General features: G+C 64.5%; 12 protein-coding genes. 10 read left to right on the forward strand and 2 right to left on the reverse strand.

The window, feature by feature from the left end; genetic code table 11:
* Nucleotides 1-41: 41 nt before the first annotated feature.
* Nucleotides 42-539: an SRPBCC domain-containing protein gene (locus PI87_RS21760; RefSeq protein ID WP_039599801.1), complete on the forward strand. Its 498-nt coding sequence runs from the start codon at nt 42-44 to the stop codon at nt 537-539.
* 279 nt (nt 540-818) lie between these two features.
* Nucleotides 819-1,730 (forward strand): hypothetical protein, encoded by a 912-nt coding sequence (locus PI87_RS21765; RefSeq protein ID WP_198139602.1) that lies wholly within the window; start codon nt 819-821, stop codon nt 1,728-1,730.
* Between the two features lie 46 nt (nt 1,731-1,776).
* Here PI87_RS21765 and PI87_RS21770 read toward each other — a convergent pair whose 3' ends face one another.
* Together PI87_RS21770 and PI87_RS21775 are read right to left on the reverse strand one after the other, a co-directional pair.
* On the reverse strand, nt 1,777-2,028 hold the full coding sequence (locus PI87_RS21770; RefSeq protein ID WP_039599802.1) for a hypothetical protein: 252 nt from the start codon (nt 2,026-2,028) through the stop codon (nt 1,777-1,779).
* A 231-nt stretch (nt 2,029-2,259) separates the two neighbouring features.
* Entirely contained in the window at nt 2,260-3,123 is an 864-nt protein-coding gene (locus PI87_RS21775; protein ID WP_039599803.1) for an alpha/beta fold hydrolase, read from the reverse strand.
* Between the two features lie 170 nt (nt 3,124-3,293).
* Here PI87_RS21775 and PI87_RS21780 point away from each other — a divergent pair, with 170 nt between their 5' ends.
* The 8 genes from PI87_RS21780 (at nt 3,294) to PI87_RS21815 (ending at nt 12,993) form a co-directional block, all read left to right on the forward strand.
* On the forward strand, nt 3,294-4,088 hold the full coding sequence (locus tag PI87_RS21780) for an SDR family oxidoreductase (RefSeq protein ID WP_039599804.1): 795 nt from the start codon (nt 3,294-3,296) through the stop codon (nt 4,086-4,088).
* 234 nt (nt 4,089-4,322) lie between these two features.
* Nucleotides 4,323-5,891 (forward strand): DUF1302 domain-containing protein, encoded by a 1,569-nt coding sequence (locus tag PI87_RS21785; protein WP_039599805.1) that lies wholly within the window; start codon nt 4,323-4,325, stop codon nt 5,889-5,891.
* 94 nt (nt 5,892-5,985) lie between these two features.
* Nucleotides 5,986-7,335, forward strand: coding sequence for a DUF1329 domain-containing protein (locus PI87_RS21790; RefSeq protein WP_039599806.1), 1,350 nt, complete (start codon nt 5,986-5,988; stop codon nt 7,333-7,335).
* 80 nt (nt 7,336-7,415) lie between these two features.
* A complete protein-coding gene (dmpE, locus tag PI87_RS21795) occupies nt 7,416-8,198 on the forward strand; it encodes a 2-oxopent-4-enoate hydratase (RefSeq protein WP_039599807.1) in 783 nt (260 codons plus the stop codon).
* 55 nt (nt 8,199-8,253) lie between these two features.
* Nucleotides 8,254-9,168 (forward strand): acetaldehyde dehydrogenase (acetylating), encoded by a 915-nt coding sequence (locus PI87_RS21800; protein ID WP_039599808.1) that lies wholly within the window; start codon nt 8,254-8,256, stop codon nt 9,166-9,168.
* Between the two features lie 23 nt (nt 9,169-9,191).
* Nucleotides 9,192-10,214 (forward strand): 4-hydroxy-2-oxovalerate aldolase, encoded by a 1,023-nt coding sequence (dmpG, locus tag PI87_RS21805; protein WP_039599809.1) that lies wholly within the window; start codon nt 9,192-9,194, stop codon nt 10,212-10,214.
* 78 nt (nt 10,215-10,292) lie between these two features.
* Complete coding sequence (locus tag PI87_RS21810) at nt 10,293-11,429, forward strand: HlyD family secretion protein (protein ID WP_039599810.1); 1,137 nt, start codon at nt 10,293-10,295, stop codon at nt 11,427-11,429.
* Nucleotides 11,422-12,993 carry an MDR family MFS transporter gene (locus tag PI87_RS21815; protein ID WP_052321679.1) on the forward strand — a complete coding sequence of 524 codons (1,572 nt, stop codon included), beginning with the start codon at nt 11,422-11,424 and terminating at the stop codon, nt 12,991-12,993. Before PI87_RS21810 ends, PI87_RS21815 begins: the two co-directional genes overlap by 8 nt.
* Nucleotides 12,994-13,075: the final 82 nt, after the last annotated feature.

A 13,075-nucleotide genomic window follows, 5' to 3' on the forward strand; every position in this document is an offset into this window, starting at 1 on the left:
CCCTTTCCTTTTTCCAACAACGCCTGTTCATGGAGGAGCCAATGGCCAAGGCAGAGAATCTCGTCACGTCGGTCAAGGTTGACATCAACGCACCGGCATCGCTGGTGTGGGAGGTGCTCACCGATTTTGCACGCTACGCAGAATGGAACACCTTCTGCCCCGGCTTGAAGACCACCGGCCGCCTGGGCGACGTGGTGCACATGCAGGTGCGCATTCCGGGCACGGACCAGATCATTCCCGTCAACGAATACCTGGTGGCCTATGAGCCGGAACGCCTGCTGTCTTGGGAGCAGCGCCCGACCGATGACAACAAGGACGCCGCACGGCGCGACCAGTACATTGAGGCCGCTGGTGAGGATCGCTCCCGATACTTCACTACGGACCTGTTCCTGGGGCTGAACGCAGACACCATCATGCGCGAGCACGGTGCGTGGGTGAAACAGGGGTTCGATCAGGTGGCACGCGATGTGAAGCAGCGTGCGGAGGCGCTGTATGCCGCCCGGCGCAGCGGTGCGGAAACCGTATCGCAGGCAAGCTGAGAGGCCAGTGCTGGGCCGCCCCCTCACGGGGCGAGCCCGGCCGGAAGCTTCGTCATAGGCAACGTTGCGCTGAGACCCTATCAGGGAGTTTCCATAGAGCAAATGACGGATGGCCCGGGGTTGGACTTGATGCAAGCATGCGCTAACGGTTGATTGCCGAGCACGCGCGACGCAGTCCCGTCTGGGTTGTCATCCAGTCAGGCGCACGGCCTCGGGCCATCGCCGCCTTGCATTGCTTGGGATGGCGCCGCGTCCAGAAGCGCTACAGGAGTCAGACCCATGCTCAAGAAGCTGATGATGGCCGCCGTTGTGGCCCAAGCGTTCTCTGGATTGGCGATCGCTCACGACCAGAGCACTGTCGAAGACCTGAACCTTCACGGTGAACCGCCCATGCTTGGCCCGCATTGGGAGCGCGGCCAGGCTGCCGCCCACCAGGCGCGCACCAGCTCCAGCCCGCTCATGACCTATCACGGCGGAAAGATCATGACGACGGCGGTCACACAAACGATCTTCTGGGGTTCGCAATGGGCCAACAGCAGTTTCGTCGGCGACAAGATCACCGGCCTGGACGACTGGTACACCGGCTTCAGCAACGCAAACTACGCGAAGACCAGCGACGAGTACACCGGGACGAACGGGCGCGTTGCGCCAGCCACGTCATACCTGGGCCACATCATCGATACGAGCACGGCCTCCGGGGGCGGCTCCACCTCAGCCATCCTGGCCGAGGTCTGCAAGGTGATCAAGAACCCCGACCCATCGGGCAACGGCTACTACGCGGTCTACACCGACCAGCCACGCGGCAACGCCGGCTATTGCGCGTATCACAGCTATGGCCAGTGCGGCGGCACGCCGGTGCAGTTCGCCTTCTTCTGGCACCTCGACGGTGACCCCGGCTGCGACCCGCAGGACACCTCGGGCCTGCATTCTCAAGGGCTCGCGGCGCTGGCGAATGTGTCTGGCCACGAACTGTCCGAGGCGCGCACCGATCCAGCCTCGCCCGGCGCCTGGTATGACCGCGGTGGCCAGGAAAACGGCGACAAATGCGCCTGGACCTTCGGCGCCCCGCTGGTGACGTTCAGCAACGGCGTGAAGTGGAAAGCCCAGGGCGAGTGGTCGAACGCCGCGTACAGCGCGGGCACCGGATATCCGAACGCGTCCGGACAACAGGGCTGCCTGTCGGGTCTCTGAGCAGCAACGCGTGCAAGCGTTGCTGCTTCACTGAAGACCGTTGCCCTTATTGCCGGGGCAGTCGGTTCAGAACATCGACCACGGCCACGCCGTAGCTCTGGCGGCAGTTGTCATCGCATTGCTGCCAGGCCGCCGCCACCGGGGCTGCAGAAGCATCGTCGATGCTCAAGAGGCGCTGCAGCGCGCCGCCAAGCTGGCTGATGGATGGCGGCGTTGATGCTGGCTCGACAAGCGCGCCCAGCCCAAGCGCCGACGTGGCACCCAATCCTACGAGAAAGCTTGCAAGTCCGGCTTTCATGTTTGTCTCCTTCCACAAAACGCCAATCCGTTGGTTCGTTTGGCGATCGCCGGCTTTTGCCGGTCTGATGGGTTCACGTTAGAGACTGTTGCGCCCGTCGGCATCGTCTGACCAGACTAGGTTTGCGATTCCTTTTCAGACGCAAACGGTTGGGACTTGCACGCGGTGTTACGACTGTCGATACCCAGCCACGCAAAAGTCACATCTCAGTCTGATGTCGACGCCCGATGATCAGCGCTGCGGCGCCTCCACCGTATCGGCCAGGAAGCCCAGGCACTCGCGGTTGAAGTAGTCACGGTGTTCGACCATCACCCAATGGCCGCAGCGGTTGATCAGCACGCAGCGGGCATTGCGGCAGCTTTCCAGGAATTTCATGGCGCCGCCCACGGGGTTGAAGCGGTCCTCCGTTCCCCAGAAGCCGAGCACCGGGCAGGCAACCTCGCCCAGGCGTGCAGACAGGTTTGGCACCCGCATGGTCGAGAGCACCTCGCGCGGCTGCTCGCGGCACACGTTCATGCGCTCCTCCACCAGTGCATCGGTCACCACGCTGGTGTCGTACACCAGCAGTTGCAGCAGCTGGCGCATGGTGTCCGGGTTCATGTGGCCACCAGTGAAGAGCGACACCATCTTCTGGATGCCTTCCATCTGGAAGTAGGTCTCGCGCTCTTCCACGCCGCCGGGCGCCATCATGACGAGGCGGCTCACGTCGTCGGGATAGTCGAGGGCGTATTTCAAGGCGATTGCGCCGCCCAATGAATTGCCCACCAGCACGCAGCGCCCCACTTCCAGTGCCTGCAACTGGGCGCGCAATGCTTCAACGAAGAAGTCCAGCGTGTACTCCACATCGTCGGGCTTGGACGACCGCCCGTAGCCCGGCAGATCCACCACCACGGTGCGATACCCCGCCGCCGCAAACGCTGGCGCGTTGTATTTGAAGTTGCTGTGCCCGCTTGCCCCCGGCCCGCTGCCGTGGATAAACACCACCGGCTCGCCACTGCCTGCCTCAGTGCTGTGAAGCTGCAGGCCCGTGGCCGTGGTCACGTAGCGGCCAACCGGCAGCGTGATCGATGACGAGATCGATTGTGAAGCGGACATTGGTAGCTCCCTGTCTGGTTGTCTGGCGAGGATCATCTTCCCGCCCCAGGCCACCAGCATCGTCTCTTCGGACTAAGAGCGCGGGCGCGGTTTTCCCTACCATCGGCACAAATTCTTCGTTCATCACCTTCTTCGCTCACCACCTCACAACAGAACGCAGGCTTCACGCCATGATGGGATTCGATTTCAAGGACAAGACCGTGCTGGTCACCGGCGGCGCGCGCGGCATTGGCGCTGCCATTACGCAGGCTTTTCTCGACGCCGGCGCCACGGTCTATACGTGCGGACGCACGCCGCCGGATGACTCGCAAACGCTGTCGCCCGCCACACAGCGCCGCTGCGAATTCATCGCCGCTGACATCCGCGACGGTGAACAGATGGATGCGTTGCTCGCCACCATCGTGAGCAAGAGCGGCGCGTTGGACATCGTGATCCACAACGCGGGCGGCGCTCCGTTTGCGCTGGCCGCAGATGCCTCGCCCCGGCTGATGGAATCCGTCATCCGGCTCAACCTGGTCGCGCCCTTGCAACTCGCGCAGCGTGCCAACGCCCTGATGCAGAAGCAGGCCAGCGGCGGTGTGCAGTTGTTCATCGGTAGTGTCAGTGCGCTACGCCCATCTCCAGGTACAGCCGCTTATGGCGCGGCCAAGGCCGGCATCCTCAACGCGGTCCGCTCGCTCGCGGTGGAGTGGGCACCACGTGTGCGGGTGGCCGCAGTCAGCCCCGGCCTGGTGCTGACCGAGACCGCACAGCAAGGCCATTACGGCGACGCAGAAGCGCTGCAGCGCGTGTGCGCCACCGTGCCGCTGGAGCGTCTGGCAGACCCGGCTGACATTGCCAACGCGTGCCTGTTCCTGGCCTCGCCGAATGCCGCTTATGTGTCGGGCGCCAACCTCGTGATCGACGGCGGCGGCGAACGCCCTGCCTTTCTTGCAGCCGCGACATCAACGCCTGCGGGCCACTGATTCCGGTGGTCCATCCCTGGGTGATTTCCCTGATGCCGATGCACGACCATGGCCGTGTTTTGGCGCTGCGCGGGCCTCTGCAGCCAGGGCCGCGCGGTGCAGTTCATCGGAATTTGCTGGACTAGTCCGTTCTGACGATTTCAGCGCATACCTCGCTCCTTAGGCTTGCCACACGACAAGAGGCCCCGCACATGCACCGGTGCCCAGCGCTGACCACACCCGAGGAGGAGACTGATGCAGGACACATTCGACAACCGACCGAACCGGCAGCAGCGCTTGCTACGCCCATCGGTCATCGCAGCAGCACTGGCAACGCTGTTCGCGCCCACCGCCTGGGCAGACAACTCGGTCGATCTGGGCAACGACACAACGTTCAGCTACACGTTCACCGCCAACTATGGTGTGGCGATGCGCACGGGCAAGCAAAGCGAAACGCTCTTGTCACCGCAGAACATCAACGGTGACGATGGCGACCGCAACTTCCATCGCGGCAGCCTGATCACGAACCGTGCCTCGCTGCTGGGCGAAGGCAATCTGCAGCACGGCGATTTTGGTCTGTTCGTGCGCGGCAGCGCCTTCTACGACACGGCATACCAAGGCACGAACGCCAACAACGCGCCCGGCACCGTCAACCATAGCGGAGCCTTCAACGAGTTCACCTCGTATGCACGCGACTTCCAGGGCCAGCGCGCGCAACTGCTCGACGCTTACGCCTACGGTGCAGTCGGCATCGGTGAGACGCGCCTGAGCGGCAAGATCGGCAACCAGGTGGTCGCCTGGGGCGAAAGCCTGTTCTTCCCGAACATCGCGGGCGCGCAAGGCCCGGTGGATGCCACCAAGTCGTTCGTACCCGGCGCGGAGGTGAAGGACATTCTGCTGCCCGTGCCGCAGGCCTCCTTGCAATGGCAGATCAACCCGTCGTTCAGCCTGATGGGTTACTACCAGTTCGTCTACAAGGAGAACCAGCTGTTCCCGCCGGGCAGCTTCTTCAGCACCAGCGACATCGTTGGACCGGGCTCGCAATACCTGATTGCCGGCCCCGGCTTCAACATCCCGCGTGGCCCGGACATCAAACCGACCAACGATGGCCAGTGGGGTATCGGCACGCGCTTCCGCGTGGCTGAAGACACCGAGATCGGCCTGTACCAGCTGCGGTACAGCGACAAGAACCCGAGCGTTGTGATCTCGATGTTCCCGACAATGCAGTACCAGCAGAAGTACTTTGGCGGCATCAACCTGACCGGCGCCAGCTTCTCCACGCAGATGTTCGGGGCCAACGTGGCCGGCGAAGTGAGCTACAAGGACGGCCAGCCGATGCTGGTCAACGTACAAGGCTCGCCGACCGCAACGCGCGGCAAGGTTGTACAGGGCCAGTTGTCGGCCATCTACTCGATCGGCCCGAACAAGCTGGCCAACTCGCAAAGCCTGGTGGCAGAAGTTGGGTACATCCACGTGCTCAGCGTCGATCCGGTCTACGGACAGACCGTACTGACGAACTCGCGTGACGCGTTCGCGGCGCAGATCGGCTGGTCCCTCACCTACAACAACGTGCTCGACGGTTGGGACATGACCATCCCGCTCACCTATGCCCAGGCGATCAGCGGGCATACCTCGGTGCCGGGTGCGTTTGGCTCACTGTATGGGGCGGGTGACCGGCGCGCCAGCATCGGCGTCACGATGAAGTACCTCAACAACCTGGAACTGAACCTGACGTACGCCAAGTTCATGGGCGGCGCCGATCTGAACGACCGCCCGCTGGCAGACCGCAGCTACGTGGCGTTCAACGCAAAGTATTCGTTCTAGCCGGAGCACCGGCAGGCCGGCCGCCTCCGGGTGGCCGGATTTATCCCAAGGAGACACAGCAATGCGACCCACACCCCGACTGCGCATTCCTGCCATGCTGCTCGCTGGCAGCCTGGCGCTCGCGTCTGCCGCCTTTGCGGCCGACAGCGCGGACGAACTCAAACAGCTGGACGGCAAGCTGACCCCGGTTGGCGCCGAGCGCGCCGGCAGCAAGGATGGCGAGATCCCCGCCTGGAGCGGCAAGTGGCTTGGCACGCCGCCGGGCGTGACATGGCAGGCCGGTGAGCGCTATCCCGACCCGTACGCGAGTGAGAAACCGGTGGCGGTCATCACCGCGCAGAACATGGCGCAGTACGAAAGCCACCTGACCGACGGGCAGAAGGCGCTGCTCAAGCGCTACCCCGATACGTTCAAGATTCCGGTCTATCCGTCGCACCGCGACTTCCGCTTCACCGATGCGGTGTACAAGAACATCCGCACCATGGCGCCGTCGTCCACGACAACCGCCCAGGCCGCCAACGGCATCAAGAATGCGCCGCCGGTGGTGCCCTTCCCCATCCCCAAGAACGGTGTGGAGCTGATGTGGAACCTCCGCCTGTCGTCCGGCATTGGCAGCGAGTCCGCCACCTATGACCAGGCCGTCGTCTACCCGGAAGGCAACATCGCATGGGGCCGCGTACGCTACGACATCTTCTCGCTGCGCAACACGCCGTCGACCGACCCGAAGAGCGAGCTGTATGACCGGACGTTCTTCCGCCAGACCACGATGCTGCCGCTGCGCGACCGTGGCACGGTGTTGGTCGGTTACTCGCTGTGGGACGACAACAGTGACAACGCCAACCGCACCTGGATGTACAACCCCGGCACCCGACGTGTGCGCCAGGCACCCGAGTACGGTTTTGACCAGCCCAACGGCGCAGGCGGCTTCCGCACGGTCGACGATGACCGTCTCTACAACGGCACGGGCGTCCGCTACGACTGGAAGATTGTCGGCAAGAAAGAAATTTATGTGCCGTACAACAACTACAAGGTGATGAGCGCGTCGGTCAAGTACAAGGACCTGCTCACCAAGGGCCACGCCAACCCCGACTACATGCGCTACGAGCTGCACCGCGTGTGGGTGCTTGAAGCCAACCTCAAGCAGGGCTATCGCCATCAGTACGCCAAGCGTCGCCTCTACCTGGATGAGGACAGCTGGGTTGCGCTGGCAGCCGACAACTTCGACGCACAGGGCCAACTGTGGCGCACGAACATGGCAACCATGCTCTACGCCTATGACGCACACACCTTCTATACGGGGGTCGTCTTCTATCACGACCTGGCCTCGGGTGCGTACCTGGCCGACCGCCTGTCCAACGAGACCGCGATGCCGGTGCTGAACAACAGCCCGCAGTTCAATCCGGGCTACTTCTCGCCGGACGCCGCCCGCAGTTCCGGCACCTGATCTGTGATGCACCGAGTGCCCCTGCCCTGCGCCAGCGGGCACTCGCAACGCACTGCGCACTGCTCCACCCCACATTCGCCATGCAAGATGATCTGATCGCCAGCCTCGGCGAAGAACTCCATCACGCCCTGGCTGCGCGCACGCCCGTCGTGCCGTTGAGCAGCCGCGGCCTCGGCCTCACGATCGAACATGCCTACCGCATTCAACAGCGGTTCCTTGCCCATCGACTGGCAGCGGGTGACCGCATCGTCGGCAAGAAGATCGGCGTAACCAGCAAACCCGTTCAGCAGATGCTGGACGTGCACCAACCCGATTTCGGCATGCTGCTGGCCAGCATGCATTACGCAGAAGGCCAAGCCATTCCGGCCGCCGCCCTCATTGCGCCGCGCGCCGAAGGCGAGATTGCCTTCACGCTCAAGCACAGCCTGCGCGGTCCCGGCATCACCGCCGAAGACGTGCTCGCCGCCACGGAATCCGTCTGCGCCTGCTTTGAGATCGTCGACTCGCGCATTGAGGATTGGCGCATCCGCATTGAAGACACCGTGGCAGACAACGCCTCGTGCGGCGTCTACGTGCTCGGCCAGACGAAGGTTAGCCCCGAGGGCCTGGACCTCGCCGCCTGCACCATGACGCTGGAAAAGAACGGCGAGTGCGTCGCCACCGGCCGCGGCGATGCGGTGCAGGGTCACCCCGCCGCCGCCGTCGCGTGGCTCGCCAATACGCTGGGCGAGCTGGGCGTGGCGCTGGAAGCCGGCGAGACCATCCTCTCCGGCTCGCTCGCCGCGTTGATCCCGGTGAAGGCCGGCGACCGGCTACGCATGCATATCAGCGGCATTGGCAGCTGCACGGCGGACTTTGTCTGACGCGGCTCCCGCGCAAGGGCGCACCGATACGTACCCATCATCTGAAGGAAGCCCCATGGAAAAAATCAAATGCGCCTTGATCGGCCCCGGCAACATCGGTACCGATCTGCTTTACAAGCTACGCCGCAGCAAGGTGTTGGAGCCGGTCTGGATGGTCGGTGTTGACCCGACCTCGGAAGGCCTGGCACGCGCCCGTGAACTGGGCTTGAAGACCACCGACCAAGGCGTTGACGGCCTGCTGCCGCACATCGAAGCTGACGGCATCCGCATCGCCTTCGACGCCACCTCGGCCTACGTCCACCGCGAACACTCCGACAAGCTCACCGCGCTTGGCGTGCGCATGATCGATCTCACGCCCGCGGCCATCGGCCCCTTCTGCGTGCCGCCGGTCAACCTGGACGCACACCTCGGCTCCAACGCCATGAACGTCAACATGGTCACGTGCGGCGGCCAGGCCACCATCCCGCTCGTCTATGCAGTCTCTCGCGTGCAACCCGTGGCCTATGGCGAGATCGTGGCGACAGTGTCGTCGCGCTCCGTCGGCCCCGGCACACGCAAGAACATCGACGAGTTCACGCGCACCACGTCGGGCGCCATCGAGAAGGTAGGCGGTGCGCGCGAGGGCAAGGCCATCATCATCATCAACCCCGCCGAGCCGCCGCTGATCATGCGTGACACCGTGCATTGCCTGACCGAAGGCGAGCCGGATGTGGAAGCGATCACCAAGTCGATCCACGCCATGATTGCCGACGTGCAGCAGTACGTGCCGGGCTACACCCTGAAGAACGGCCCGGTGTTCGACGGCAAGCGCGTCTCCATCTACATGGAAGTCGAAGGCCTGGGCGACTACCTGCCGCGCTATGCCGGCAACCTGGACATCATGACCGCCGCTGCCGCACGCACCGCAGAGCGCATTGCCACCGCCCTGCTGGATGGCTCCCTGCCCGCCGCTGAACCAGCACTCGCCTGAGCCAGAGCCCGAGGAATATCGACATGACACAACGCATCACCCTGCACGACATGACGCTGCGCGACGGCATGCACCCGAAGCGCCACCAGATTTCTCTGGAGCAGATGAAAAGCATTGCACGCGGGCTCGACGCCGCGGGCGTGCCGCTGATTGAAGTCACGCACGGCGACGGCCTGGGCGGCGCTTCCGTCAACTACGGCTTCCCGGCCCACAGCGACGAGGAGTATCTGCGCGCCGTGCTCGGCGAACTGAAGCAGGCCAAAGTCTCCGCCCTGCTGCTGCCGGGCATTGGCACCGTGGAGCACCTGCACATGGCGCACGACCTGGGCGTGCACACCATCCGCGTGGCCACGCACTGCACGGAAGCTGACGTTTCCGAACAGCACATCGGCATGGCGCGCAAGCTGGGCATGGATACGGTGGGCTTCCTGATGATGGCGCACATGGCTCCGGCCGAGCAGCTCGTCAAGCAGGCGCTGCTGATGGAATCGTATGGCGCCAACTGCCTCTACATCACCGATTCGGCCGGCCATATGCTGCCGCACGACGTAACAGAGAAGCTGACCGCCGTGCGCCAGGCACTGCGCCCCGAAACGGAACTCGGCTTCCACGGCCACCACAACATGGCCATGGGCGTCGCCAACTCTCTGGCGGCAGTGGCCTGCGGCGCCAACCGCATTGATGCGGCGGCCGCTGGACTCGGTGCCGGTGCCGGCAACACGCCCATGGAAGTATTCGTGGCCGTGTGCGCACGCATGGGCATTGAAACCGGCGTTGACGTGTTCCGCATTGCGGATGTAGCCGAAGACCTGGTGGTGCCCATCATGGACAACCCCATCCGCATCGACCGCGATGCGCTGACGCTGGGCTACGCGGGTGTGTACTCCTCGTTCCTGCTGTTCGCCAAGCGCGCGGAAGCCAAGTACAAGATTCCGGCGCGCGAGATCCTGGTCGAACTGGGCCGCCAGCGTCTGGTGGGCGGGCAGGAAGACATGATCGAGGACACCGCCATGACGCTCGCGCGCGAGCGTGGCTTGATGGCCTGATGTGTTGAAGAGGTCGGCGGGGCAGCGCGAAGATCGCGCGCCCCGCCCTCCTCCACCGCCATTCGATGGGAATCCTCCATGACCATGACTGCACCGGCCGGCGAGGCCATCGGACCCGACATCGCCGCGGGTGGGCAACTCCCCCGGCTGCGCGTTCTCCTGTTTGCACTGCTCGGGTGTGCGCTTCTGGTGCTGGCCTGCATATTGAGCTTGCGCTGGTGGATGGTCGGGCGGTTCATTGAAACCACCGACGACGCCTACCTGCGCGCCGACAACGTGATCGTCGCGCCCAAAGTGATGGGCTACGTGGCAGAGGTGCTGGTTGCCGACAACCAGACCGTGACGGCTGGGCAACCGCTGGTGCGTCTTGACGATCGCCAGTACCGCGCCACGCTTGAGCAAGCCACCGCCACCATTGCCGCACGCCGCGCCGACATTGCGCGTGGTGAAGCGGAGTTGCTGCAGCGTCAGGCGGATGTCGAGCGCGCCCGCGCGACGCTGGACGGCGCCCGTGCGCACGAAGCCTTTGTGGCCGAACAAACGCAGCGCCATGCCCCGCTGGTGGCCATGGGCGCAGAAAGCAGCGAACGCATGGCCGAACTGCGCTCCGGCCGCAAGCAAGCCACCGCCGATGTGGAATCCAACCGCGCCGCCCTGTTGTCCATGCAACGCCAGGTAGTCGCCACGCAGGCGCAGATCGAGCAGGCCAAGGCCCAGCTTGCGGTAGCGCAAGCCAGTGCGCGCCAGGCGCAGTACGACATCCAGGACACCGTCGTCCGCAGCGCCACCGCCGGCCGCGTGGGCGACCGCGCCGTACGCGTCGGGCAGTACGTCCAGCCCGGCTCCCGCTTACTGACGCTCGTACCGGTGCAGGACCTGTACCTCGAAGCCAATTTCAAGGAAACGCAGATCGGCATGATGCGTCCCGGCCAACCGGCGCGCATTCTTGTCGACACGCTGGGCGGCACCGAACTGCACGGCACCGTGCAAAGCCTGGCGCCCGGCACCGGCGCGCAGTTCGCGCTGCTGCCGCCGCAGAATGCCACGGGCAACTTCACCAAGATCGTCCAGCGGGTTCCGGTGCGCATTCGCGTGGATGCTGGCAAGGAGGCGCGCAGCGTGCTCGTCCCCGGCCTGTCGGTGACGGTGCATGTGGATACGCGCGACGGGCAAGCGGCGCAGCAGCGCATTGCGTTGGAAGCCTCGCGTGGCTAGCACCGACCTGCATGGCCAGGAGCCGCGCGCCCGCGCGGTCGATTGGATTGCCGTGGCAGCCGGCGCACTCGGCGCGCTGATGGCGAGCCTCGATATCTCGATCACCAATTCAGCACTCCCGCAGATCCAGGGCAAGATCGGCGCCACGGGCACCGAGGGCACCTGGATCTCGACCGGCTACCTGATGTCGGAAATCGTCATGATTCCGCTGGCCGCGTGGCTCACGCGGGTGTTCGGCCTGCGCCGCTTCCTGCTGGGCAATGCCGTGCTGTTCATCGCCTTCTCGATGCTCTGCGGCGTGTCGCACAGCCTTGCGCAGATGATCATCGGCCGCATCGGCCAGGGGTTCGCCGGCGGTGCAATGATCCCTACCGCACAGACCATCGTTGCCACGCGCCTGCCGCGCCGGCAGATGCCGATCGGCATGACCATCTTCGGGCTGACCGTCCTGCTCGGGCCCATGCTGGGGCCCACCGTTGGCGGCTGGCTGACGGAGAACCTGGACTGGAGCTGGTGCTTCTTCCTGAACCTGCCGGTGTCGATCGCGCTAATGGCGCTGTTGTACATTGGCCTGCCCGGCGAGCGGACCGACTGGTCTCGCTTCATCCATGCCGATTGGCTTGGCATCAGCGGGCTCACGATCGGGCTCAGCTCGTTGACCGTCCTGCTGGAGGAAGGCCAGCGGGAACAGTGGTTCGAATCGCCCATGATCGTCTGGCTCTGCGTGGCGGCCGCCTTGGGCATTGGCATGCTCGTTGCCGGCCAGTTCCGCGCCAGCAAGCCCATCGTGAAACTGAGTCTGCTGGGCAACCCGCGCTACACCAGCGTGATCGTGATCGTCTTCACGATCGGCGCGGGCATGTACTGCATGTCGTACCTGCTGCCGCAGTTCCTCAGCAACATTGCGGGGTACAACGCGCAGCAGTCGGGCGCGGTGATGCTGCTCTACGGCATTCCGGCCTTCCTGATGGCACCGGTTCTGCCGCGCCTGCTGGGCCGCGTTGACATGCGCGTGCTGGTGATTGGTGGGCTGCTCTGCTTTGGCGCAAGCTGCCTGCTCGACGTGGCCCTGACGGCGCAATCGGTCGGCAGCGACTTCACCAGCTCCCAACTGCTGCGCGGCGTCGGCCAGATGATGGCGATGATGCCGTTGAACCAGGCATCGCTGGGTGCGGTGGCCAAGGAGGATGCTGGCGATGCCGTGGGCCTGTACAACATGGCGCGCAATCTGGGCGGCTCGGTTGGGTTGGCATTGCTCGGGGTGCTGATCGACCGGCGCTACGCCTTTCACGACGCCATCATCCGCGAATCGTTGAGTGGCAATTCACCGGTGGGCCAGGCGTACCTCGCCACCACCCTGCAAGGTCTGCTGGAGCATCACACCGACGCGGCCTACGCGCAAGTGCAGGCGCTGGGGCAACTGGCCGCGCAAGTCCAGCGCGAGGCGATGGTCATGACCTACTCCGAAGCGTTCTATCTGCTGGCGGTCGCACTGCTGCTGTGTATTCCGCTGGCGTGTCTTCTGAAGCGGCCCGCACCTGGCGTGGTGTCTACGGGCCATTAAGGTCTCTGGACGATTGCGGGGCATACGCGCTCGGCAAGGCCTGGACGTTGCCGGTGCATCCCCCGTTTCGTCCCCTGCCGGG

The organism is Ralstonia sp. A12 (assembly GCF_000801955.1).
GTDB lineage: Bacteria > Pseudomonadota > Gammaproteobacteria > Burkholderiales > Burkholderiaceae > Ralstonia.